Source organism: Enterobacter sp. BIDMC 30 (assembly GCF_000534355.1).
Lineage (GTDB): Bacteria > Pseudomonadota > Gammaproteobacteria > Enterobacterales > Enterobacteriaceae > Enterobacter > Enterobacter ludwigii.
The window spans coordinates 2,193,335-2,216,318 of sequence record NZ_KI973169.1 but is presented as its reverse complement, the minus strand read 5'-3'; the positions used below and the strand labels follow the sequence as shown (position 1 = coordinate 2,216,318).

23 protein-coding genes are annotated in these 22,984 nt (G+C 55.6%); 10 read left to right on the top strand and 13 right to left on the bottom strand.

The features are described 5' to 3' along the window. Positions 1-3: 3 nt before the first annotated feature. Complete coding sequence (emtA, locus tag L466_RS11755) at positions 4-615, bottom strand: membrane-bound lytic murein transglycosylase EmtA (protein ID WP_014170571.1); 612 nt, start codon at positions 613-615, stop codon at positions 4-6. Positions 616-722: 107 nt separating this feature from the next. Between emtA and ldcA the strand changes: the two genes are divergently transcribed. Both ldcA and L466_RS11765 read left to right on the top strand, forming a co-directional pair. After that, on the top strand, positions 723-1,637 hold the full coding sequence (gene ldcA, locus L466_RS11760; protein ID WP_014170572.1) for a muramoyltetrapeptide carboxypeptidase: 915 nt from the start codon (positions 723-725) through the stop codon (positions 1,635-1,637). Between the two features lie 96 nt (positions 1,638-1,733). Next, a complete protein-coding gene (locus L466_RS11765; protein WP_014170573.1) occupies positions 1,734-3,467 on the top strand; it encodes a potassium/proton antiporter in 1,734 nt (577 codons plus the stop codon). Positions 3,468-3,527: 60 nt separating this feature from the next. On the opposite strand, the gene dadX is transcribed toward L466_RS11765, so the two are convergent. Both dadX and L466_RS11775 read right to left on the bottom strand, forming a co-directional pair. Next, positions 3,528-4,598, bottom strand: coding sequence for a catabolic alanine racemase DadX (gene dadX, locus L466_RS11770; RefSeq protein ID WP_025203876.1), 1,071 nt, complete (start codon positions 4,596-4,598; stop codon positions 3,528-3,530). 9 nt (positions 4,599-4,607) lie between these two features. After that, positions 4,608-5,906 carry a D-amino acid dehydrogenase gene (locus L466_RS11775; RefSeq protein WP_020883441.1) on the bottom strand — a complete coding sequence of 433 codons (1,299 nt, stop codon included), beginning with the start codon at positions 5,904-5,906 and terminating at the stop codon, positions 4,608-4,610. 321 nt (positions 5,907-6,227) lie between these two features. Here L466_RS11775 and L466_RS11780 point away from each other — a divergent pair, with 321 nt between their 5' ends. Further along, the gene (locus tag L466_RS11780; protein ID WP_020883440.1) at positions 6,228-7,760 is read left to right on the top strand and encodes a SpoVR family protein; all 1,533 of its coding nucleotides are present in this window, start codon (positions 6,228-6,230) and stop codon (positions 7,758-7,760) included. Between the two features lie 67 nt (positions 7,761-7,827). Here L466_RS11780 and fadR read toward each other — a convergent pair whose 3' ends face one another. Next, positions 7,828-8,547 carry a fatty acid metabolism transcriptional regulator FadR gene (gene fadR, locus L466_RS11785; protein ID WP_025203875.1) on the bottom strand — a complete coding sequence of 240 codons (720 nt, stop codon included), beginning with the start codon at positions 8,545-8,547 and terminating at the stop codon, positions 7,828-7,830. A 201-nt stretch (positions 8,548-8,748) separates the two neighbouring features. Here fadR and nhaB point away from each other — a divergent pair, with 201 nt between their 5' ends. After that, positions 8,749-10,287, top strand: coding sequence for a Na(+)/H(+) antiporter NhaB (nhaB, locus tag L466_RS11790; RefSeq protein WP_032680791.1), 1,539 nt, complete (start codon positions 8,749-8,751; stop codon positions 10,285-10,287). Between the two features lie 143 nt (positions 10,288-10,430). Next, complete coding sequence (gene dsbB / locus L466_RS11795; RefSeq protein ID WP_020883437.1) at positions 10,431-10,961, top strand: disulfide bond formation protein DsbB; 531 nt, start codon at positions 10,431-10,433, stop codon at positions 10,959-10,961. A 27-nt stretch (positions 10,962-10,988) separates the two neighbouring features. Here dsbB and L466_RS11800 read toward each other — a convergent pair whose 3' ends face one another. The 3 genes from L466_RS11800 to L466_RS11810 all read right to left on the bottom strand — a co-directional run bounded on the left by L466_RS11800 (position 10,989) and on the right by L466_RS11810 (position 12,508). Next, complete coding sequence (locus L466_RS11800) at positions 10,989-11,432, bottom strand: YcgN family cysteine cluster protein (protein ID WP_020883436.1); 444 nt, start codon at positions 11,430-11,432, stop codon at positions 10,989-10,991. Positions 11,433-11,525: 93 nt separating this feature from the next. Then, positions 11,526-12,185 (bottom strand): fumarylacetoacetate hydrolase family protein, encoded by a 660-nt coding sequence (locus L466_RS11805; RefSeq protein WP_020883435.1) that lies wholly within the window; start codon positions 12,183-12,185, stop codon positions 11,526-11,528. A gap of 47 nt (positions 12,186-12,232) precedes the next feature. After that, positions 12,233-12,508: a YcgL domain-containing protein gene (locus L466_RS11810; RefSeq protein ID WP_020883434.1), complete on the bottom strand. Its 276-nt coding sequence runs from the start codon at positions 12,506-12,508 to the stop codon at positions 12,233-12,235. A 124-nt stretch (positions 12,509-12,632) separates the two neighbouring features. Between L466_RS11810 and minC the strand changes: the two genes are divergently transcribed. From minC to minE, 3 genes are read left to right on the top strand one after another with little or no spacing between them, the layout of a single operon-like run. Beyond that, a complete protein-coding gene (minC, locus tag L466_RS11815) occupies positions 12,633-13,340 on the top strand; it encodes a septum site-determining protein MinC (protein ID WP_020883433.1) in 708 nt (235 codons plus the stop codon). Between the two features lie 23 nt (positions 13,341-13,363). Then, positions 13,364-14,176, top strand: coding sequence for a septum site-determining protein MinD (gene minD, locus L466_RS11820; protein ID WP_014170584.1), 813 nt, complete (start codon positions 13,364-13,366; stop codon positions 14,174-14,176). 3 nt (positions 14,177-14,179) lie between these two features. Further along, positions 14,180-14,449: a cell division topological specificity factor MinE gene (gene minE / locus L466_RS11825; protein ID WP_008500504.1), complete on the top strand. Its 270-nt coding sequence runs from the start codon at positions 14,180-14,182 to the stop codon at positions 14,447-14,449. A gap of 78 nt (positions 14,450-14,527) precedes the next feature. On the opposite strand, the gene rnd is transcribed toward minE, so the two are convergent. From rnd to L466_RS11850, 5 genes are all read right to left on the bottom strand, one after another. After that, on the bottom strand, positions 14,528-15,643 hold the full coding sequence (rnd, locus tag L466_RS11830; protein ID WP_123266851.1) for a ribonuclease D: 1,116 nt from the start codon (positions 15,641-15,643) through the stop codon (positions 14,528-14,530). Positions 15,644-15,726: 83 nt separating this feature from the next. Further along, positions 15,727-17,412: a long-chain-fatty-acid--CoA ligase FadD gene (gene fadD, locus L466_RS11835; protein ID WP_032669980.1), complete on the bottom strand. Its 1,686-nt coding sequence runs from the start codon at positions 17,410-17,412 to the stop codon at positions 15,727-15,729. 202 nt (positions 17,413-17,614) lie between these two features. Next, positions 17,615-18,196 (bottom strand): Slp family lipoprotein, encoded by a 582-nt coding sequence (locus L466_RS11840; RefSeq protein ID WP_020883430.1) that lies wholly within the window; start codon positions 18,194-18,196, stop codon positions 17,615-17,617. 37 nt (positions 18,197-18,233) lie between these two features. Next, positions 18,234-18,929 (bottom strand): tRNA (adenosine(37)-N6)-threonylcarbamoyltransferase complex dimerization subunit type 1 TsaB, encoded by a 696-nt coding sequence (tsaB, locus tag L466_RS11845; protein ID WP_014170589.1) that lies wholly within the window; start codon positions 18,927-18,929, stop codon positions 18,234-18,236. Between the two features lie 66 nt (positions 18,930-18,995). Then, on the bottom strand, positions 18,996-20,906 hold the full coding sequence (locus L466_RS11850; protein ID WP_014170590.1) for an ATP-dependent DNA helicase: 1,911 nt from the start codon (positions 20,904-20,906) through the stop codon (positions 18,996-18,998). Positions 20,907-21,037: 131 nt separating this feature from the next. On the opposite strand from L466_RS11850, the gene L466_RS11855 reads away from it, so the two are divergent. After that, complete coding sequence (locus L466_RS11855) at positions 21,038-21,382, top strand: RidA family protein (protein WP_014170591.1); 345 nt, start codon at positions 21,038-21,040, stop codon at positions 21,380-21,382. A 6-nt stretch (positions 21,383-21,388) separates the two neighbouring features. Here L466_RS11855 and L466_RS11860 read toward each other — a convergent pair whose 3' ends face one another. Then, positions 21,389-21,571, bottom strand: a complete 183-nt coding sequence (locus tag L466_RS11860; protein WP_020883426.1) for a YoaH family protein — start codon at positions 21,569-21,571, stop codon at positions 21,389-21,391. Positions 21,572-21,632: 61 nt separating this feature from the next. On the opposite strand from L466_RS11860, the gene pabB reads away from it, so the two are divergent. Further along, positions 21,633-22,979 carry an aminodeoxychorismate synthase component 1 gene (gene pabB / locus L466_RS11865; RefSeq protein WP_032680790.1) on the top strand — a complete coding sequence of 449 codons (1,347 nt, stop codon included), beginning with the start codon at positions 21,633-21,635 and terminating at the stop codon, positions 22,977-22,979. The last annotated feature ends 5 nt before the right edge of the window (positions 22,980-22,984 follow it).

Below are 22,984 nucleotides of genomic sequence, written 5' to 3'. Positions count from 1 at the left end.
GCATTACATGGCATCCATCGCTTTCTGTACTTTCCAGATGTAACGCGGAGCCTGTGGTGCCGGATGATTTTTCGCCACATGTTCAACGAATTCATCTTTGTCCATGCCGTTAATCTCTTCTATCGCCTCTTTACGGTCAGAGGAGAAGGTTCGCAACAGCGCCCCGGCCCCGTTGACGTAAGAGACCACCAGCGCGTATTGCATCACTTCCGGGTCGTCGATGCCCTTCAGTACGCCATGCTCCAGAATGCTGAGATAGGCTGTCCCCATGGAGATATTACGCTCCGGGTTCTTCAGCTCGCTGGTCGACGGCTGACCGCTCCAGCCCATGTAGCGGTAGACCTCTTTACCTGCGGTAGACGCTTTAAGCTGCATCAGCCCCACTGCGTTTGATTTGCTGACAAGCGTGGGATTACCGCCGGATTCAACGGCAATGATCGCGGTGATAAGACGCGGACTGACGCCCCATGCCTTCCCGGCTTGCTCGCTGATCGGCATCCACTGCATGGCCCGTTTCACCGGCACTTCCGGGTTCCAGGGCGGATTTTGATAGTCATGTCTGGAACTACAGCCCGCAAGCAACACAATCAAAAAAGCAAACCATCTCAATTTCACGTCATCTATCCTTATAGCCGGTCATCGCAGTGCGCCACCCCTTGAAGCGGGCAGCGTATAAGCGGCATGATATAGACAATTAGTTTCTCATTCAGCAAGGAATTGCCATGTCTCAGTTTCATCTTATCGCACCGTCGGGCTACTGCATCAATCAGGACGCGGCACAACGGGGCGTTCAGCGCTTACTGGGCTTCGGCCACCAGGTAGAAAATCAGACGATTATCCCTCGCCGCCAGCAGCGTTTTGCCGGAACCGAGGCCCAGAGACTGAATGATATCAACAGCCTGGTGAACCTGAAGGGTGAGGATCGGATCGTGCTTGCGGTGCGGGGGGGCTACGGCGCGAGCCGGTTACTGGAGAGCATTGACTGGCAAGGTCTGGCGCAGCGTCAACAGCAGGACCCGCTGCTGATATGCGGCCACAGCGACTTCACGGTGATCCAGCTTGGGCTGCTGGCGCTGCATAACGTCATTACCTTCAGCGGCCCGATGCTGGCCGGAAATTTTGGTGCGCCGGCGCTCGATGCGTTTACCCTTGAGCATTTCTGGCGCGCCCTGCGAAACCCAACCTACAGTATAACGTGGCAAGGCCAGGGGCCGCACTGGGCCTGTGAAGGCCAACTCTGGGGGGGTAACCTGGCAATGCTGGTCTCGCTCATCGGTACGCCGTGGTTGCCGGACATCGAAGACGGCATTCTGGTGCTGGAAGATATTAACGAACATCCGTTCCGCGTCGAGCGCATGTTATTGCAGCTTTATCATGCCGGGATCCTTGAACGTCAGTCAGCAATCGTGCTGGGCAGTTTTAGCGGTGCGGCACCCAATGATTACGACGCCGGTTACTCCCTTGAAACGATGGTTGATTTCATCCGTTCCCGTCTCGATATCCCGGTTATCACCGGTCTGGATTTTGGCCATGAGCAACAAACCGTAACCCTTGCGCTGGGGGCACATGCGTCCCTGATACATGATGATTCAGGCAGTCGGTTAACAATAAGCGGTCATCCGGTCATAAAGGCATAAAAAAGCCGTTAAACCCCTTAATAAAACGCTGTTGCCGTGGTTAATATGTTAGGGTTTTAGTAACAGCGTTAACATTGAGGTGGGAGTAAGACAACATTGGATGCCGCAGCGATAATCAGCCTTTTCATTCTGGGTTCTGTGCTTGTAACCTGTAGTATATTATTAAGTTCATTTTCATCGCGTCTCGGCATACCTATTCTCGTTATTTTCCTTGCTATCGGCATGCTGGCTGGCATCGATGGCATCGGCGGTATTCCTTTCGATAACTACCCTTTCGCCTACATGGTGAGTAACCTCGCGCTGGCAGTGATCCTGCTGGACGGCGGGATGCGCACTCAGGCGAGCTCGTTCCGCGTCGCCTTAGGGCCGGCGCTGTCGCTCGCGACCGTAGGCGTATTAATCACATCCGGCCTGACCGGGATGATGGCCGCCTGGCTGTTCCATCTCAATATCATGGAAGGCTTGCTGATTGGCGCTATTGTCGGTTCAACCGATGCGGCGGCGGTCTTTTCCCTGCTTGGCGGTAAAGGGCTTAACGAACGTGTTGGCTCCACGCTTGAGATTGAATCCGGCAGTAACGATCCCATGGCGGTGTTTCTCACCATCACGCTGATTGAGATGATCCAGCAGCACGAAAGCGGGCTGAGCTGGATGTTTGCCTGGCATATCCTGCAGCAGTTTGGTCTGGGGATTATTCTTGGCCTCGGCGGCGGCTATCTGCTGCAGCAGATGATCAACCGGATTTCACTTCCCGCCGGGCTTTACCCTCTGCTGGCGCTGAGCGGCGGCATTCTGATTTTTGCCGTCACCACCGCGCTGGATGGCAGCGGCATTCTTGCCGTCTACCTCTGCGGCTTCCTGATGGGTAACCGCCCTATTCGCAACCGTCACGCCATTTTGCAGAACTTCGACGGACTGGCCTGGCTGGCGCAGATTGGCATGTTCCTGGTGCTTGGCCTGCTGGTTACCCCTTCAGACCTGCTGCCTATCGCCGTGCCGGCGCTGATGCTGTCGGCGTGGATGATCTTCTTCGCCCGTCCACTGTCGGTGTTTGCAGGCCTGCTGCCGTTTCGCGGCTTTAACCTGCGCGAGCGTATCTTTATCAGTTGGGTGGGTTTGCGCGGCGCGGTGCCGATTATCCTTGCCGTGTTCCCGATGATGGCGGGTCTGGATAACGCCCGACTGTTCTTCAACGTCGCATTCTTCGTTGTTTTGATTTCACTCCTGTTCCAGGGCACGTCACTCGGCTGGGCGGCGAAAAAGGCAAAAGTGGTGATCCCCCCCGTTGGCTGGCCCGTCTCCCGCGTCGGATTGGATATTCATCCGGAAAACCCGTGGGAACAGTTTGTGTATCAGCTTAGCGAAGACAAATGGTGCGTGGGCGCGTCGCTGCGCGATCTGCATATGCCCGCCGAAACGCGGATTGCCGCGTTGTTCCGCGACAATGTTCTGCTTCACCCTACCGGCAGCACCCGTCTGCGTGAAGGGGATATTTTGTGCGTAATTGGCCGCGAGCGCGACCTGCCCGCACTGGGTAAATTGTTCAGCCAGTCGCCACCGGTGGCGCTGGATCAGCGTTTCTTCGGCGATTTTATTCTGGAAGCGAGCGCCAAATTTGCAGATGTTGCCTTGATTTACGGTCTGGATGAAGGGCTGGAGTATCGCGATAAGCAGCAAACGCTGGGGGAAATTATCCAGCAACTGCTTGGCGCAGCACCCGTTGTCGGTGACCAGGTCGAGTTTGCCGGGATGATCTGGACGGTGGCCGAGAAAGAAGATAACGCGGTACGCAAAGTCGGCGTAAGGCCGATGGAAGAAGAGTCAGAATAGTTTAGGTTTCGTGTCTTACTGGCCGGGGAAGGCGTTATCGCCCCCCGGCACATCGCATAGTTACACCGTCACAACCGGTACGCGCGGCGCCAGAGCGCACATCAGCTCATAGCCAACGGTCCCTGCAGCAGCGGCCACATCGTCAATTTTAATTTCATTTCCCCACAGCTCAACCGGTGAACCAATCCCCGCCTGCGGGCACGGCGTGAGGTCTACCGCCAGCATATCCATTGAGACCGTCCCCACGGTACCCGTGCGAACACCATCCACCCACACCGGCGTGCCGGTCGGAGCGATACGCGGGTAGCCGTCGGCATAGCCTCCCGCCACAATGCCAATTCGCTGTTCGCCTGTCGCCCGGTAACGGCTGCCGTAGCCCACCGTGGAACCGGCCTTCAGCGTTTGTACGCCGATGATTTCGCTGCGTAGGGTCATCACCGGTTTCAGGCCGCTGTTAGCAATATCCTGCCACTGCCCTGACGGTGACGCGCCGTACAGAATGATCCCCGGGCGTACCCAGCTGTAGTGCGCCTCCGGGTGCCACAGCGTGGCCGCCGAGTTAGAGAGCGAGCGCGAACACGCCAGACCTTCAGCCGCCTGCTCAATCCGCACCATCGCCTCGGCGATGCCATCGGGTTTTTCCGCGTCGGCAAAGTGCGCCATCAGCGTCATTTCGCCCACATTCTTGATGCCGCGCAGCTGTTGCCATACCGTATGTACCCGCTCGGGCTGGAAGCCCAGGCGGTTCATGCCGCTGTTCACCTTGAGATAAATGTCGAGCGGGGCATGCAGTCTGGCGTCCTGCAGGGCTTTAACCTGCCAGTTGCTGTGAATGCTGGTGGTCAGCCGGTACTTATCCAGCAACGGCAGATCGTCGGCATGGAAGAACCCTTCCAGCAATAAGATAGGGCCTTTCCAGCCGCGCTCGCGCAGCAAAATGGCCTCTTCCAGATTCAGTAACGCAAAACCGTCGGTCGCGCTGAGCGCGCTCCAGATGCGGTCAATACCGTGGCCGTAGGCGTTCGCTTTCACCACCGACCAGACGCGTGAACCTGGCGCAGCACGGCGAACAATCTGCAGGTTATCCTTCAGGGCCTGCAAGTCCAGCTGAGCCAGAACAGGACGGGACATGACAACTCCTTAGTTATGCGCGCCGTGCAGGTGCTGTGGACGCGAGGGGGTGAACCCAGATTGATAGCGCGCGGCACTTAAATCGTCAAACGGAATTGCCGGGGTGCGCCCGGAAATCAAGTCGCTCAACAGCTGACCTGAGCCACAGGCCATTGTCCAGCCGAGGGTGCCGTGTCCGGTATTCGTCCACAGGTTTTTGAACGGGGTGCGGCCCACAATCGGCGTGCCGTCTGGCGTCATTGGACGCAGACCGGTCCAGAACGTGGCCTGCTCGACAAAACCGCCGCGTGGGAAGAGATCGCCCACGACCATCTCCAGCGTTTCACGACGCGGCTGCAGCAGCTCGGTGTTGAAGCCGACAATCTCCGCCATGCCGCCTACGCGGATACGGTTGTCGAAGCGGGTAATGGCGATTTTATAGGTTTCATCCAGAATGGTGGAGACGGGTGCACCGCTGTCCTCTTTCACCGGGATGGTCAGGGAGTACCCCTTCAGCGGATAGACCGGAATGTCCAGAATACCCTTCAGCATGGCGGTGGAGTAAGAGCCAAAGGCCATGACGTAGGCATCCGCTTTGATCACCTCTTCGCCGCACTTCACGCCGTAAATATTACCGCCTTCCGACAGCAATTTATCGACGGGCGTGTTAAAGCGGAATGTTACCCCTGCCTGCTCGCACATCTGCGCCAGACGCTGGGTAAAGAGCTGACAGTCGCCGGTTTCATCGTTGGGTAAACGCAGGCCGCCCGTCAGTTTGTGGGACACCTCCGCCAGCGCCGGTTCAACCTGCCCCAGCTGACTGGCCTCGAGGAGTTGATACGGAACACCGGCATCTTCCAGCACGGCGATATCGCGGGTGGCGTTTTCGTACTGTTGCGCCGTGCGGAACAACTGCAGCGTACCGCCCTGACGGCCTTCGTACTCGATGCCTGTGGTGGCGCGCAAGGTTTTCAGGCAGTCACGGCTGTATTCCGCCAGACGCACCATACGCCCTTTGTTTTCCATGTAATGGCGGGTGTCGCAGTTGCGCAGCATCTGCCACATCCACTTAAGCTGGAACTGCGTGCCGTCGAGGCTAATGGCCAGCGGCGCATGGCGCTGGAACATCCATTTAATCGCCTTCAGTGGCACACCGGGAGCCGCCCACGGTGCCGCATAGCCCGGAGAGATTTGCCCGGCATTCGCCGCGCTGGTTTCCAGCGCAGGGCCTGGCTCACGATCGATAACGGTAACGTCATGCCCCGCCTGACTTAAATACCAGGCGCTGGTTACGCCAACCACACCACTTCCCAGTATGACAACACGCATAGCCACTCCATAATGTGCAAAAGAACAATCTTCTAATTACAGATTGATAACCTAGTTGAAAATATTATTCAACATACGACTTTTTTATGGTGACTTATCTCACATCTTCCCCTACTGGCGGGGAAAGGACTTATTTGGGATCTCCTGCTGCGCGTTATTTTTAACCAGCATAAAACTCTGCATGAACCGCTTTATTTACCGTATTGAAAACGGGAAATCGTAAAGAAAAAATTTCTGCTCCAGCACGCTTTTTAACACGTTGATCTATGCTTGAAAGGAGGCTCTCCAGACAGAGAGAGCACCCACAACGAGGGCGCGCTAATGGCTACTATTGATTCCCTGAACAAGGACAACACACGTCTCAGCGATGGACCCGACTGGACCTTTGAGTTGCTGGATGTCTACCTCGCTGAAATCGACCGGGTAGCAAAACTCTATCGCCTGGATACCTATCCTCACCAGATTGAAGTCATAACCTCCGAACAGATGATGGATGCCTATTCCAGCGTCGGGATGCCGATCAATTATCCGCACTGGTCGTTTGGTAAAAAATTTATTGAAACGGAACGGCTGTATAAACACGGCCAGCAGGGGCTGGCGTATGAAATCGTCATCAACTCCAACCCGTGTATCGCTTACCTGATGGAAGAGAACACCATTACCATGCAGGCGCTGGTGATGGCGCATGCCTGCTACGGGCACAACTCTTTCTTCAAGAATAACTATCTTTTCCGCAGCTGGACGGACGCCAGCTCGATCGTCGATTACCTGATCTTCGCCCGTAAATACATTACCGACTGCGAAGAGCGCTACGGCGTCGATGAAGTGGAGAAACTGCTCGACTCCTGCCATGCGCTGATGAACTACGGCGTAGACCGCTACAAACGACCGCAGAAAATTTCCCTGCAGGAGGAGAAAGCCCGGCAGAAAAGCCGCGAGGAGTATCTGCAAAGCCAGGTGAATATGCTGTGGCGCACCTTGCCTAAGCGTGAAGAAGAGAAAGCTGTCGCTGAGGCGCGCCGCTACCCGTCTGAGCCACAGGAAAACCTGCTCTACTTTATGGAGAAGAACGCGCCGCTGCTGGAGTCATGGCAGCGTGAGATCCTGCGCATTGTGCGTAAGGTCAGCCAGTACTTCTATCCGCAAAAACAGACGCAGGTGATGAACGAAGGCTGGGCGACATTCTGGCATTACACCATCCTCAACCATCTGTATGACGAGGGGAAAGTCACCGAGCGGTTTATGATGGAATTCCTCCACAGCCATACCAACGTGGTGTTCCAGCCGCCTTACAACAGCCCGTGGTACAGCGGCATTAACCCGTATGCCCTCGGCTTTGCGATGTTCCAGGACATCAAACGTATCTGCCAGTCGCCAACGGAAGAGGACAAATACTGGTTCCCGGATATTGCCGGTTCGGACTGGCTGGAAACGCTGCATTTTGCGATGCGCGATTTCAAGGATGAGAGCTTTATTAGCCAGTTTATGTCGCCGAAGATCATGCGCGATTTCCGCTTCTTCACCGTGCTGGATGATGACCGTAACAACTTCCTGGAAATTTCAGCGATTCATAACGAAGAGGGATACCGGGAGATCCGCTCTCGCCTCTCTTCCCAGTACAACCTGAGCAATCTTGAACCCAATATTCAGGTATGGAACGTGGATCTCCGCGGTGACCGCTCTCTGACGCTGCGCTACATCCCGCACAACCGTGCCCCGCTGGATAAAGGGCGCAAAGAGGTGCTGAAGCATGTGCATCGCCTGTGGGGCTTTGACGTGTTGCTGGAGCAGCAGAATGAAGACGGTAGCGTGGAGCTGCTGGAGCGCTGCCCGACGCGGATGAATACGCTGTAGTGCCTGCCTGAACCGAAACGCCCGCGTCAGGGCGAAAAAAAACCTCTCAGCTGAGAGGTTTTTTCTTTTAGCGGGTCTGGATGGCCAGGTCACCCGGCAGCGTTTTTTGCATCCGGTGCCAGATTTCACCTGAGTCGCGGCCGTAGCGGCGCACGGTTTCATACACCTGATCGTGCTGACCGGTGGAGCAGAGCTCGCTCAGCTTGTGGTAAAAGCCCAGCGCCAGACTGCGGGCTTCCGGATTGGCAAAGTAGTGACGACCGATACGGGTATAGAGCCCTTTCATGCCGTTAAGGATGAGGCCGTAAATCGGGTTACCGGAGGCAAACGCCAGGCCGCGGAAGATGTTGTAATCAAGGGTAGCAAACGCATCCGCATGGTCTTCCACCTGGTTGGCACTGGCCAGAACCTGGAGCGCATCTTCCGGGTGCTGACGGAAAGCCGTACGAATAAAGATGGTGGCGATATTGGTACGCACGGAGAGCAGATTATCAATCAGCTGCGGCACGCTTTCATGATCGAGGCGCGCCAGCGTTTCAAGAATATTCAGCCCGGAGGTTTCCCAGAAATTGTTTACTTTTGTTGGCTTGCCATGCTGAATCGTCAACCACCCATCACGCGCCAGTCGCTGGAGCACTTCCCGAAGCGTGGTGCGAGTGACGCCAATCAGTTCAGAGAGTTCGCGTTCAGCCGGAAGAATGGACCCTGCAGGGAAACGATTATTCCAGATGCTTTCAATGATGTACTCTTCCGCGAAACCCGCCGGGCTCTGCGCCTTAATGACCATAGTGAGATTTCCATTACACAGCTTTAGCAAATTGCACTCATCATACCAGAGGCTCGCAGAGGCAGATAGCGCAGCAGTGAGAGAAAAGAGGGATCGTCGTTTCATTTTTATGAAATTTACATTGCAGCCGAATCCCCCTCCAGACCGTGATTTTTGCGTATACTGATGTTTTGTTTTACTTCACGGGGAAGAACGTCTGTCGTGGAAATTTCTTTTGGGCGCGCGTTATGGCGCAATTTTTTAGGCCAGTCTCCCGACTGGTACAAGCTGATACTTCTGGTGTTCCTGGTTGTTAATCCTCTCATCTTTATTATGCACCCGTTTATTGCCGGGTGGCTGCTGGTTGCGGAGTTTATCTTCACCCTGGCCATGGCGCTGAAGTGCTATCCCCTGCTGCCTGGCGGTTTGCTGGCCATTGAAGCGGTTGTCATTGGCATGACCAGCGCCGAGCATGTAAAGGCAGAACTGGCCTCAAACCTTGAAGTGCTTCTGCTGCTGATGTTTATGGTGGCCGGCATCTACTTTATGAAACAGCTGCTGCTGTTTATTTTTACCCGCCTGCTGCTGAGCATTCCTTCAAAAACGCTTTTGTCGCTGGCTTTCTGCGTGGCTGCAGCATTTCTTTCAGCCTTCCTGGATGCGCTGACGGTGGTCGCCGTGGTGATAAGCGTCGCGGTCGGGTTTTATGGTATTTATCACCGGGTGGCCTCTTCACGTCCCGGCGATGACCTGCTTGATGACAGCCAGGTCGATAATGACCACCGCGAGGTACTGGAACAGTTCCGCGCCTTCCTGCGCAGCCTGATGATGCATGCCGGCGTCGGGACTGCCCTGGGCGGCGTGATGACGATGGTGGGTGAACCGCAAAACCTGATTATTGCTAAAGCTGCGGGCTGGCATTTTGGTGATTTCTTCCTGCGAATGGCACCGGTGAGCATACCGGTTCTGGTGTGCGGTCTGGCGACCTGTGTGGTGGTGGAGAAATTCAGCCTCTTTGGCTATGGCGCGCATATTCCGGCGCCCGTGCGTCAGGAGCTGCAGAAATTCGACCAGCAAAGCCGTAGCCAGCGGACACGGCAGGAGACGCTGCGTCTTATTGCACAGGGCGTCATCGGCGTCTGGCTTATCGCCGCACTGGCGTTTCATCTTGCCGAAGTCGGTTTAATTGGCCTGTCGGTGATTATTCTCGCCACCAGTTTTACTGGCGTGACGGATGAGCATGCGATTGGCAAAGCCTTTACGGAAGCCCTGCCCTTTACCGCCCTGCTGGCCGTCTTTTTTGCGGTCGTCGCGGTGATCATCGACCAGAAGCTTTTCGCGCCGATCATTACCTTTGTCTTGCAGGCGGCACCGGATGCTCAGCTTTCGCTGTTTTATCTGTTTAACGGGCTGCTGTCGTCTATCTCGGATAACGTGTTTGTTGGCACGGTCTACATCAACGAGGCCAAAACGGCCATGGAGCAAGGCGTCATCAGCGCCGGACAGTTCGAACTGCTGGCGGTGGCAATTAACACCGGGACCAACCTGCCGTCGGTGGCGACGCCCAACGGTCAGGCGGCGTTCTTGTTCCTGCTGACCTCTGCGCTGGCTCCACTCATACGTCTTTCTTATGGGCGAATGGTCTGGATGGCGCTTCCCTATACGCTGGTGCTCACGCTTGTAGGATTGCTTTGCGTCAAAATTACCCTTATTCCCTGTACGCAATGGTTGATACAAGCGGGTATACTTGCCGCGCAGTAAACCTGATATATCGGGCAGCTTGCTGCCCGTTTACCTTTTCGCACGATAAACATCCAATTACGTTTTATTTCGTCAGGTACAGGTGGCGCGAAAAACGAATTCGTTTACACTGCGCTTTCTAAGCATGTTCCAGGGAAATGATTATGTTGAGATTTTTAAACCAGTGCTCTCGCGGTCGCGGAGCGTGGTTGTTAATGGCCCTGACCGCCTTTGCGCTGGAAATGGTCGCGCTGTGGTTCCAGCATGTGATGGGACTTCAGCCTTGCGTACTCTGTATTTACGAACGCTGTGCATTGTTCGGCATTATGGGTGCGGGTCTGGTGGGCGCGATTGCCCCTAAATCGCCGTTACGCTATGCCGCAATTGCCATCTGGCTGTACAGCGCCTGGAAAGGTATTGAGCTCTCCTGGCAGCACACCATGATGCAGCTGCATCCGTCACCTTTTATGACCTGTGATTTCGCCGCCCGCTTCCCGAGCTGGCTGCCGCTTGATAAATGGCTGCCGCAGGTGTTTGTTGCTTCCGGTGACTGCTCTGTGCGCCAGTGGGAATTCCTGAGCCTTGAGATGCCGCAGTGGCTGGTGGGGATTTTTGTGGCCTACTTCATTGTGGCGCTACTGGTGCTCATCGCACAGCCGTTCAAACCCAAGAAACGCGACCTGTTTGGCAGGTAAAAAAAACCCGCCTCGGCGGGTTTTTTCTTATCCACGGTTGGGATGATTCATGATGTGATCTTCCCAGTCCTGTACCTCAGACTCTTTCACCGCAATATGACGTACAGAGATGCGTTCACCGTGCATCGCTGCTTTGGAGCCCGTCAGCAGCGGGTGCCATTTTGGCAGGTCTTTGCCTTCCGCCAGCAGACGATAGGCGCAGGTATGCGGCAGCCATTCGAAGGTGGGCAGGTTCTCACGGGTTAGCTTGATGCAATCCGGCTCGTACTCGAAGCGACGCTCATAGTTGCGACACTGGCAGGTTTTGATGTTCAGCTGCTTGCAGGCAACGTTGGTGAAATAGATTTCGTCCGAATCTTCATCCATCAGTTTATGCAGGCAGCACTGCCCGCAACCGTCACACAACGATTCCCACTCCACGTCTGTCATTTGGTCGAGAGTTTTGCTTTGCCAGAAAGGAATGTTGTTCATCAGGATGTCCACACGTCAAAAGAGAGCGCACCTTATAACGAGTCTGGCACGTTGTTGCAAGTTTTGCCGCCCTCTTCAGGCGGCAAGATGCTTTTACAGCACGCGAGTTTTCAGTGACAGACCGTTAAAACTGACGTCCAGTTCGTCACCGGCCTGCAGCGGGCCGACACCTTCTGGCGTACCGGTGAGGATCACATCGCCCGGTTTCAGGGTAAAGAAGCGGCTCATGTAGGCAATCAGCGGCACAATTTTATGGATCATATCTGCCGTGGTGCCCTGCTGGCGGATCTCGCCGTTAACCTTCAGGCTGAGCGGGGTGTTCTGCGGATCGTCGGTAAATTCACTTACCGGAATAAAACCGGAGATCGGGCAAGCGTTATCAAACCCTTTGGCCTTTTCCCACGGCTGCCCCGCTTTCTTCATTTTGCCCTGAACATCACGCAGGGTCAGGTCGAGCGCGACACCGTATCCGGCAATCGCCTTTTGCACATGCTCTTCGGAGGCCTGACGCAGCGTCGCGCCAATCAGCACGGCCAGTTCCACTTCATGATGCACCGACCCCAACCCCTGCGGCAGCGCCAGCGGCTGGCGAATGTCGCACAGCGCGGTTTCTGGCTTGATGAACAGGACCGGCTCGTCTGGCGTCGCGCTGCCCATCTCCTGAATATGTTTGGCATAGTTACTGCCTACGCAGACCACTTTGCTGACGGGATAATCCAGTAATGCACCTTGCCAGTTATGATGTTGATACATGTACGACCCCTAAACGGTTGATGTGTTAACCCCGAAAACAGCCGGGACTATTTTTTCCCGTTCACCTCAAGATGCTGTTTTAATAAATTCTCGGGTGGTGGCGGGAGTTGTAAATAATAGCCTTGCTCCGCTAATGCGGTTTTCACTTTTTCCAGATCGGCGTTGACCAGTTTCTTACGGCCATCCAGCGGCAGCAGCATCGCCAGCTGAGGTCGGCCAAAGTTCTTCATTAATTCTTCAGGTACGCGCGAAAAATCGTCTTTCTTTTCGACATAAAGATAGGTCTGGTCACGACTTGTACTTCTGTAGATCACACAAAACATGTTTTTACTCTGAATTAATGGGTGGTTGCTTGCCTCAATATACTCCTGACTATAACATGCCTGATACTCTTCGGAATATCGCAACGGCGGTGTTGCGGTTAATAGCAAATTGAGTAAGGCCAGGATGTCAAACACGCCAATCGAGCTTAAAGGCAGTAGCTTCACCTTATCAGTGGTACATTTGCATGATGCAAAACCCGAGGTTATTCGTCAGGCGTTAGAAGACAAAATTGCGCAGGCTCCCGCTTTTCTGAAACATGCCCCCGTCGTCGTGAATGTCAGTGGTCTGGATGCACCGGTTAACTGGAAACTTCTCCAGCAAGCCGTGGCCGCGACCGGGTTGCGTATCGTCGGTATCAGCGGCTGCAAAGATGCTGAGCTAAAAGCAGAAATTGACCGTGCGGGTCTGCCCATTCTGACCGAAGGCAAAGAAAAAGCCGCGCGTCCTGCCCCTGCGGCAGTCCAAACGCCCCCTCCTCCGGTGCAAAACGTTACACCTGTCACAAAAACGCGATTGATTGATGTGCCGGTTCGTTCCGGTCAGCGCATTTATGCACCAAACTGTGATCTGATTGTTACAAGCCACGTCAGCGCTGGCGCAGAGCTGATTGCAGATGGCAATATTCACGTATACGGTATGATGCGTGGGCGTGCGCTCGCGGGTGCAAGTGGTGACAGGGATGCACAAATATTTTGTACTCATCTGACGGCGGAACTGGTGTCCATCGCAGGTGAATATTGGCTGAGCGACAAGATCCCAGCCGAATTTTATGGCAAAGCGGCTCGTCTGCGACTGGCAGACGACGCGTTGACCGTTCAACCGTTGAATTGATCCCTTTTTAACAAGGAATTTCTATGGCACGCATTATTGTTGTTACTTCGGGTAAAGGAGGCGTTGGCAAGACCACCTCCAGCGCGGCCATCGCTACTGGTTTGGCCCAGAAGGGAAAGAAAACCGTCGTTATCGATTTCGATATCGGTCTGCGTAACCTCGACCTGATCATGGGATGTGAACGTCGCGTGGTCTATGACTTCGTGAACGTCATTCAGGGCGACGCCACACTGAACCAGGCGCTGATTAAAGACAAGCGCACCGAAAACCTCTACATCCTTCCGGCTTCTCAGACGCGTGATAAAGACGCCCTGACCCGTGAAGGCGTGGAAAAGGTGCTCGACGAGCTGAAAAAAATGGAGTTTGACTTCGTTGTCTGTGACTCCCCTGCCGGCATCGAAACGGGCGCCCTGATGGCACTCTACTTCGCTGATGAAGCCATCATCACCACCAACCCTGAAGTCTCATCCGTGCGTGACTCGGACCGTATTCTGGGGATCCTCGCCTCCAAATCGCGTCGTGCGGAAAATGGCGAAGAACCCATTAAAGAGCACCTGCTGCTGACCCGCTATAACCCGGGTCGCGTGAACAAAGGTGACATGCTTAGCATGGAAGACGTGCTGGAGATCCTGCGCATCAAACTGGTCGGCGTGATCCCGGAAGATCAATCCGTATTGCGCGCCTCTAACCAGGGCGAGCCAGTGATCCTGGATACAATGGCAGATGCAGGTAAAGCGTACGCGGATACCGTTGACCGTCTGCTGGGAGAAGAACGTCCTTTCCGCTTCATTGAAGAAGAGAAGAAAGGTTTCCTCAAACGCCTGTTCGGAGGATAAGTTATGGCATTACTGGACTTTTTTCTCTCGCGGAAAAAGAACACCGCCAACATCGCAAAAGAACGACTGCAAATCATCGTTGCGGAGCGTCGTCGTAGTGACGCCGAGCCACACTACCTGCCGCAGCTGCGTAAGGACATCCTGGAAGTGATCTGTAAGTATGTGCAGATTGACCCGGAGATGGTCACGGTGCAGCTGGAGCAAAAAGACGGGGATATTTCGATTCTGGAGCTGAACGTTACGCTCCCGGAAGCCGAAGAGTCACGTCCGTAGTTCGGGATTGTGTATCCCCGGTAAGCGTATGCCGCCGGGGAAATGTGCCGGGCATGTCAGCATGACCCGGCATTTTCATTATCGCGGATAACCTTCCAGCACAGTATTCAGGCGATCGGCCATCAATTCCCCGCGCCAGCCCGCCATCATTTCCGGCAAACCATTCTGAGGTTTCAGCTTCCAGTGCCAGTTCAGCAGCTGGTTAATCTGACGGCGTGACGCCAGCAGTTCCGCGCCCAGTTTGCTTTGCGTCGCGACGTCCTGCACCAGCGCTTTGATATCCTTGAACGCCTTGCGATAGCCTGGCATATCCATCAGATTCAGCAGTGGCTCCGGCAGTGCTTCGTCCGGCATTTCCTGCGCTTTTGCCACCAGCGCAAGCAGGGTTTTACCGTGGAAACGGATCTCGCTGCCGGAAAGCCCGATGCTGTCCAGTTCGCCCATGCTGCCCGGCATATACCGCGCGACCGCCCAGAGGTGTTCTTCGCGTACCACAAAGTTAACGGCCAGATCGCGCTCGCGTGCTTTACGCAAACGCCAGTCCGCTAACAGCTGCAGACACGCCAGCTGACGCGTACGCAGCTGCCAGGCGTTACTGATATCGCGCCAGGCCTCTTTCGGATCAACCACTTCCTGACGACGCTGCTGCGTCATTCGGCACTCATCCAGCGCGGCGGGCAACCAGCCTGACGCTTCCGCCTCTTTCATCAGCTGGCCGGCAATCGGCAGGAGGTAAAACACGTCTGCCGCCGCGTATTCCAGTTGACGCTCGGTTAATGGGCGTGCCAGCCAGTCGGTGCGGGATTCGCTTTTATCCAGCGTCAGGCCAGTATACTCCTCAACCATGGCGGCAAAGCCCCATGAGAGCGGTCGATTACTGAAGGCCGCGAGGATCTGCGTATCAATCAACGGTTGTGGCATGACGCCAAAAGTATTCAGAAAGACTTCCAGATCTTCACTGCCTGCGTGCAGGTATTTCGTTACCGCAGTATCGAGCAGCAGGTCACGCATCGGCGTCCAGTCGGTAATGCCGAGCGGGTCGATCAGCGACACGTGTTTACCGTCGTACATCTGAATCAACCCCAGCTGCGGATAGTAGGTCCGGGTGCGGACAAACTCGGTATCCAGGGCAATGGCAGGAAAGTCGCGCGTCACTTCGCACAGCGAAGCCAGCTCGTCGTTGGTCGTGATCATCTGGTAATTCAAAACGGATTCTCTTTTGTTTGCGCCCATAAAAAACGCCGGCTTAACCGGCGTCTGGGCGATTAGCGTGAAGCTCAGGCCTTATTGTCTACTTTGCCACGGGCTTCGTCACGTAATTCTCGTCGTAATATCTTTCCGACATTCGATTTCGGCAGTTCCTCGCGAAACTCAACCAGCTTCGGCACCTTGTAGCCGGTCAGCTGACGACGACAGAAGGTGATCAGCGCCTCCTCCGTAAGAGAAGGGTCTTTTTTGACCACAAAAATCTTCACCGCCTCGCCGCTGCTCCCGGAAGGGACGCCTACGGCAGCCACTTCGAGCACGCCGCTGTGCTGCATCACCACATCTTCGATTTCATTCGGGTAGACGTTGAAACCGGAAACCAGAATCATGTCTTTCTTACGATCGACGATACGCAGGAAGCCCTCTTCATCCATCACGGCGATATCACCGGTGTGCAGCCAGCCGTCTTTGATAATTTCATCGGTCGCGTCAGGACGTTGCCAGTAGCCCAGCATCACCTGCGGCCCTTTGACACAGAGTTCGCCCGGTTCACCTGGCGCCACTTCGTTATCGTCATCATCAACCAGTTTGGCTTCCGTCGACGGAACCGGCAAGCCAATGCTTCCGCTGTGATAGTCGATATCGTGCGGGTTCACACTGACCAGCGGGGCGCACTCCGTCAGGCCATAGCCTTCCAGTAAATACTGACCCGTCAGTTTCATCCAGCGTTCGGCAACGGCCTGTTGAACCGGCATACCGCCACCCGCAGAGAGGTGCAGCGTGGAGAAATCGAGCTTCTGGAACTCTTTGTTGTTGAGCAGCGCGTTAAACAGCGTATTCACCCCGGTCATGGCGGTGAACGGATATTTCGCCAGCTCTTTCACCAGCCCCGGAATATCGCGCGGGTTTGTGATCAATACGTTTTGACCACCCAGCTCAATAAACAGCAGACAGTTCATGGTCAGCGCGAAGATGTGATAAAGCGGAAGCGCGGTGATCACCAGCTCTTTTCCGTGGTGCAGCAACGGTCCGTAGGTGGCATTCACCTGTTCAAGGTTTGCCAGCATGTTACGGTGGGTCAGCATGGCGCCTTTAGCCACACCCGTTGTGCCGCCGGTGTACTGCAGAAACGCGAGGTCTTCTGATACCACTTCCGGTTTAACGTATTGCATGCGGTAGCCCGCCTGCAGCGCACTGCGGAAGGAGATCGCGTCCGGCAGGTGGTATTTCGGCACCAGACGTTTGATGTATTTGACGACAAAGTTAACCAGTGTCCCTTTGGCGGTTGAGAGTTGATCCCCCATACGCGTCAGGATGACGTGTTTGACCTGGGTTTTGTCGACCACTTTTTCCAGCGTGTGGGCAAAGTTAGAGACAATCACAATGGCGGCGGCACCGCTGTCGTTTAGCTGATGCTCCAGCTCCCGCGGCGTATACAGCGGGTTAACGTTGACAACAATCATCCCGGCACGCAGGACACCGAACAGCGCCACCGGGTATTGCAGCAGGTTCGGCATCATCAGCGCGACGCGGTCCCCTTTTTGCAGCCCCAGCCCTTCCTGCAGATAGGCGGCGAACGCCCGACTACGCTCCTCAAGTTTACGGAACGTCATGACCTCGCCCATATTCACAAAAGCAGGCTGGTCTGCGTAACGCCTCACCGAGTGTTCAAACAATTCAACCAGGGATTGATAACGGTCAGGATTGATCTCGGCAGGAACATCTGCGGGATAACGGTTAAGCCAAACCTTCTTCAATGCATCACCTCTGAAATGAGTGTTCGTCGTCATCACAACCCCAATAATAAACAGTTTGTTAACATTATATTAACTCAGCGTACCAGTTTATTAATTGTTCAGATTTAAGGTTGCGAAGCGCGTCACTCTTTTTTTTCGTTTTATTCGTAAAAAACAGAGACAGCGGCTGAGCCGCTGTCTCTTTTCTAACAATTACAGGGAGTTACTCAGTAACGATTGTCTGAACCTGTGCAGGTCCCGGGTTATACCAGCCCCAGCCCGGGTAGCCATACCGATAAGGATGTGGACCCCACATCCACGGATCCATCGGCTGAGGTGGCATGATGACCTGCTGTGTCAGCCGCCAGCGCTTATACCCGTTGACCTGCATGGTCATAAATTTATACGGTGTGTTGCCGACTTTGCCCTCTACCGAACCGGTAATCGGGCCGACGACGGTGACCAGCTGTCCGCGAAAATCGACCGGGTCGAGAAAACCGCCAACGTCGGCATAAATACGCCCGCGGGAAGGTTCGCCAAGGATCGGCCGCGCACCGCTATCCAGCGGAACGGTGGCAATCTCCAGACGGGTTTTCCCCTGCTGGTTTTGCACCTCGATAACCTTGCCGCCAAAGCGCGCTTCCTGGCCGACGTAAAGCTCAGGCGCATTCATCACGCGAACCAGATCCTGCTGTGGCGTGGGGCTGCTGCCCTTAATCGCATCAGGAACGGAAACGCATCCGCTCAGTGCTATGGCCACTGCGCCTGCCATAAAAAGGCGTACAACTTTAGTCTGAACCGCCATGATGCGACTCCTTTTTCTCAGTTCCTGTTACTGAGATTCATTCCCGGCCTGGAAGTTTCTTCCACGCGACGGTGTTTCGCAAATAAACCGGCTCCGCATGTTCAACGGCCACGGTTTTGCCCGCCTCAAGCAGTTGACAGGCGATGGGAAGCATATCCTCTGCGGCGGGCAGAAGCATGTTTCCGTCTGTCAGCGTGATCCCGGTGCCGTTAGCCATCTCTGGCCATGCCGGCCAGCCGGTGCCTACTGTCGCCCACTCGCCGGACAGCTGTTTCAGCCGCTCGGTCACCGCTTCCGGCTTGAGGACAGCCTCGGTCTCTTCACCGTGCCAGATGCCGTTTTCATCGCGGGTGTATTCTGCCCAGTAAACTTCTCCCATTCGGGCGTCAATGGCCGCCAGAACGCGCGTTGCACCGGTCATGCGCCATGCGCCCTGCGCCATGGTTGCCAGCGTGGAAACACCGATCATCGGCAGTTCTGCGCCCAGCGCCAGCCCCTGCGCAATGCCAATTCCAATGCGTACGCCCGTAAAGCTGCCGGGGCCACGGCCAAAGGCCAGTGCGTCGAGGTCGGTTAAGGTGGTGTTGCCCCGGGTTAAAATCTCTTTAACCAGAGGCAGAATGCGTTGGGTGTGTTCTCGTGGGCACTCTTCGAAATGAGCAGAGATAGCACCGTCGTTCAACAGAGCAACAGAACAGGCCTCTGTCGCGGTATCAATAGCCAGAATTCGCATCAGTCGTCGCGCTCTCGCAATGGTCAGTCACAAAATGGCGCGCATCTTAGCATACTCACGGGCAAATTACTCCGCCGTTGGGTTTGCCAGGAAGCGAACCGCGCGTTTAATGTCCCGCGTGCGCGGCGCGGGCGGCAAGCTGGCAAGGAAGGTCGCACCGTAAGGGCGCATCACCAGCCGGTTATCGCATATGACCAGCACGCCGCGGTCGTCTGTGTCGCGAATCAGGCGCCCTACCCCTTGTTTAAGGGTGATCACCGCGTCCGGTAGCTGGACCTCATCAAAAGGATCGCCGCCGCGCAAACGGCAGTCTTCCATACGTGCCTTCAGCAGCGGATCGTCCGGCGAAGTAAACGGCAGTTTATCGATGATCACCAGCGACAGGGTATCTCCCCGCACGTCCACCCCTTCCCAGAAGCTGCTGGTGGCTACCAGCAGGGCGTTACCGGCACTGACAAACTGCTGTAACAGTTGCCCTTTGCTGGTCTCACCCTGAAGCAGAACCGGCAAAGTCATGGTGGCGCGGAACTGTTCCGCCAGATCGCGCATCATCGCGTGGGAGGTGCAGAGCATAAAACAGCGGCCGTTGTTGGCCTCGATCATCGGCCTGAGCATTGCCGCCAGCAGGCGCGCCGCACCGGGCTGGTTAGGCAGAGGCAGATTACGCGGAACGCAGAGCAACGCCTGTTTTTCATAATCAAACGGGCTGGGCAGCAGCAGCGACTCCGCCTCCTCAATCCCCAGACGCCCGGTAAAGTGGTGTAGATCGTCATTCACCGAAAGGGTTGCCGACGTGAAGATCCAGCTTCCCGGTTTTTGCGCCATCACCTCTTTGAATTTATCCGCCACCGTCAGCGGCGTCAGGGCCAGCGTGAAATGGCGGGAGGTGCATTCATACCAGTAGCTGAACCCCGGCTGATTTATCTCTTTCAGCCGTTTGAGACGTGCCCGATAGAGCGTGGCGCGCTCGAAGGCGGCATCCAGCAGTGCGGAACGGCCGAGCGATAGTTTCGCCACGTCGTAACAAAGCTCAAGGGCATCATCGAGCAGCAACAGCGCGCGCTGGATATTTTTGTCTGCCAGCAGCTCACGCAGATTACCGCGATAGCCCGGCTCACCCAGTTGCAGGCGAAAATCCTGCGCACTTTGCGCCAGGCGGTCAGCACACTTCTGCAGCTGTTGGGTATCTTTTAACTCAGTGCGGTAGGCAATGGTGAAATCTTTCGCTAAGTCCTGCAGCTGGCGGCTGGAGAGCGACTGGCCAAAATACTGGCTGGCGATGTCAGGAAGCTGGTGGGCTTCATCGAAGATCATCACGTCCGCTTCCGGGATCAGTTCGCCAAAGCCGCTATCTTTAACCACCATATCGGCAAGGAAGAGATGGTGGTTGACCACCACGACATCCGCATCCATGGCGGTTTTACGCGCTTTCACCACAAAACAATCTTTATACAGCGGGCAGTCGCTCCCCAGGCAGTTGTCGTTAGTACTGGTGACCAGCGGCCAGGCGGGAGAGTCTTCCGGCACGCTCGCGCAGGTGCTGATATCCCCCTCCTCCGTCTGATTGGCCCAGGCGCGAAGAATAATGACATCGCTGAGCGTCTGCACCGGCAGATCACCGCCCGCCAGCGCCTGCTGCTCAAGCCGTTCCAGGCAGAGGTAGTTGGAGCGGCCTTTCAGCAACGCCAGGCGGCCTTTATACTTCAGGGCGTTGGCGACCGTGGGCAGATCGCGGCTGTAAAGCTGGTCCTGCAGCGCTTTAGACCCGGTGGAGATGATCACTTTCTTTTTAGCCCGCAGCGCTGGCGCCAGGTAGGCATAGGTTTTGCCCGTGCCGGTACCGGCTTCCACCACCAGCGGCTGCGCGGTGTCGATTGCGCGGGCCACGGCATGCGCCATCTGCCGCTGGGGTTCACGCGGTTTAAAACCGGGAATCGCCTGTGCTAACTGACCTTCTGGGGAAAAATCGTCTGCCACGTTGCTCTCTCACTGTATTTTTGCACAGGGATTATGTCAGCCCATCCTCTCCAGTGCCACCCCAAATAGTGACGAGGGGAACACAATATGGCAGTCTTGGCGACTGACATGAAAATAACGAGGAAACGTTTATGACAATTGTGCGCATTGATGCCGAAGCACGCTGGTCTGATGTGGTCATCCATAACCAGACGCTCTACTACACCGGTGTACCGGAAAATCTCGACGCAGATGCCTTCGAACAGACGGCGAATACGCTGGCGCAGATTGACGCCGTGCTGGAAAAGCAAGGCAGCGACAAATCACGCATTCTGGATGCGACCATTTTTCTTGCCAGTAAAGACGATTTTGCGGCGATGAATAAAGCCTGGGATGCCTGGGTTGTGGCGGGACATGCGCCCGTACGGTGTACCGTACAGGCGACGCTGATGAAGCCGGAATACAAAGTCGAAATTAAGATTATCGCGGCGGTTTAAGCCGGATTACTCCTCTTCATCATCCTCAAAACGCGCCACGATCCGCTCGCCGGTGTGGGTGGCGCGAAGTTCATTAGCAACTTGCGTGATCGCCTGTCCGCTGCTCATCCCCTGGGACATCAGTTCCTGAATACGCTCAACCGCTTTCTGCTGCTGGTCATGGCTCAGAGAAGGTAAACCTGCAAACATTGTCAACTCCTGCTAAATTATCCGCGCTAATTATTTCACGCTGCCCGGTAGTATGCCACACATGAACCCGTTACCCCCTACAGTCATTTCATTACCCTGGCGTTCAGACGCCGCGGAATTCTGGTTTGCCCGCCTCAGCCATCTTCCTTTTGCGATGTTGCTGCACTCCGGTTATGCGGATCATCCCTATAGCCGCTTTGATATTCTGGTTGCCGACCCTCTGCAGACCCTGATAACACAAGGGAATGTGACTACGACGGGCGAAACGCAGTCAACGGACGATCCGCTGTCATTACTTCAGCAGGCGCTGGACGCGCTGGGCTTAACCGTTCCGCAAAATCCCGACCTTCCCTTCCAGGGGGGTGCGCTGGGCTTGTTCGGCTATGATTTAGGTCGCCGTTTCGAAACCTTGCCGGAGACTGCGCAGGACGACATTCCGCTGCCGGATATGGCGGTGGGGCTTTACGACTGGGCAATAATCGTCGATCACCACAAGCAGGCGGTCTCTCTGCTCAGCCATCAGGATGTGTCCGCCCGGCTTGCCTGGCTTGAGGCACAGGTCCCCGTCGCAACAGCGGATTTCCACCTGACCTCTGCGTGGCGCGCCAACATGACCGCGCGGGAGTACGCCGCGAAGTTTGAGCGGGTTCAGGGGTATCTGCAGAGCGGTGATTGCTATCAGGTCAACCTTGCCCAGCGTTTTCAGGCAACCTGTGAAGGCGATGAGTGGCAGGCATTTACCCGCCTCAACGCCAGTAACCGGGCACCGTTCAGTGCATTTCTGCGCCTGGAACAGGGCGCTATCCTGAGCCTCTCGCCCGAGCGTTTTATTCATCTTGCCGATGGCACTATTCAGACGCGACCGATTAAAGGCACGCTTCCCCGCCTGGCCGATCCTGTTGCCGACCGCCAGCAGGCGGAAAAACTGGCGGCCTCGTTAAAAGATCGCGCTGAAAACCTGATGATTGTCGACCTCATGCGTAACGACATTGGCCGGGTCGCCGTACCGGGAAGCGTGCGTGTCCCTGAACTGTTTGTCGTCGAGCCGTTCCCCGCGGTGCATCACCTGGTCAGCACCATTACCGCGCAACTGCCCGCCTCGCGCACGGCCTGCGATCTGCTTCGCGCCGCGTTCCCGGGGGGCTCGATAACCGGCGCGCCTAAAGTGCGGGCAATGCAAATAATCGATGAGCTGGAACCGCATCGTCGAAACGCCTGGTGCGGCAGCATTGGCTATATCAGTCTCTGCGGTACGCTGGATACCAGCATCACCATTCGAACGCTGACCGCCTGTAATGGGAATCTGTACTGTTCCGCAGGGGGCGGAATTGTTGCGGATAGCCAGGTCGATGCGGAATATCAGGAAACCTTTGATAAAGTTAACCGTATCCTGAAACAACTGGAGTAATGACG

Excerpts from the sequence above, each read along its gene's own strand:
- ldcA (WP_014170572.1), top strand. The coding sequence starts at position 723 with ATGTCTCAGTTTCATCTTATCGCACCGTCGGGCTACTGCATCAATCAG.
- dadX (WP_025203876.1), bottom strand. The coding sequence starts at position 4,598 with ATGTCCCGTCCTGTTCTGGCTCAGCTGGACTTGCAGGCCCTGAAGGAT.
- L466_RS11775 (WP_020883441.1), bottom strand. The coding sequence starts at position 5,906 with ATGCGTGTTGTCATACTGGGAAGTGGTGTGGTTGGCGTAACCAGCGCC.
- L466_RS11780 (WP_020883440.1), top strand. The coding sequence starts at position 6,228 with ATGGCTACTATTGATTCCCTGAACAAGGACAACACACGTCTCAGCGAT.
- fadR (WP_025203875.1), bottom strand. The coding sequence starts at position 8,547 with ATGGTCATTAAGGCGCAGAGCCCGGCGGGTTTCGCGGAAGAGTACATC.
- dsbB (WP_020883437.1), top strand. The coding sequence starts at position 10,431 with ATGTTGAGATTTTTAAACCAGTGCTCTCGCGGTCGCGGAGCGTGGTTG.
- L466_RS11800 (WP_020883436.1), bottom strand. The coding sequence starts at position 11,432 with ATGAACAACATTCCTTTCTGGCAAAGCAAAACTCTCGACCAAATGACA.
- L466_RS11805 (WP_020883435.1), bottom strand. The coding sequence starts at position 12,185 with ATGTATCAACATCATAACTGGCAAGGTGCATTACTGGATTATCCCGTC.
- L466_RS11810 (WP_020883434.1), bottom strand. The coding sequence starts at position 12,508 with ATGTTTTGTGTGATCTACAGAAGTACAAGTCGTGACCAGACCTATCTT.
- minC (WP_020883433.1), top strand. The coding sequence starts at position 12,633 with ATGTCAAACACGCCAATCGAGCTTAAAGGCAGTAGCTTCACCTTATCA.
- minD (WP_014170584.1), top strand. The coding sequence starts at position 13,364 with ATGGCACGCATTATTGTTGTTACTTCGGGTAAAGGAGGCGTTGGCAAG.
- minE (WP_008500504.1), top strand. The coding sequence starts at position 14,180 with ATGGCATTACTGGACTTTTTTCTCTCGCGGAAAAAGAACACCGCCAAC.
- rnd (WP_123266851.1), bottom strand. The coding sequence starts at position 15,643 with ATGATCACGACCAACGACGAGCTGGCTTCGCTGTGCGAAGTGACGCGC.
- L466_RS11840 (WP_020883430.1), bottom strand. The coding sequence starts at position 18,196 with ATGGCGGTTCAGACTAAAGTTGTACGCCTTTTTATGGCAGGCGCAGTG.
- tsaB (WP_014170589.1), bottom strand. The coding sequence starts at position 18,929 with ATGCGAATTCTGGCTATTGATACCGCGACAGAGGCCTGTTCTGTTGCT.
- L466_RS11855 (WP_014170591.1), top strand. The coding sequence starts at position 21,038 with ATGACAATTGTGCGCATTGATGCCGAAGCACGCTGGTCTGATGTGGTC.
- L466_RS11860 (WP_020883426.1), bottom strand. The coding sequence starts at position 21,571 with ATGTTTGCAGGTTTACCTTCTCTGAGCCATGACCAGCAGCAGAAAGCG.
- pabB (WP_032680790.1), top strand. The coding sequence starts at position 21,633 with ATGAACCCGTTACCCCCTACAGTCATTTCATTACCCTGGCGTTCAGAC.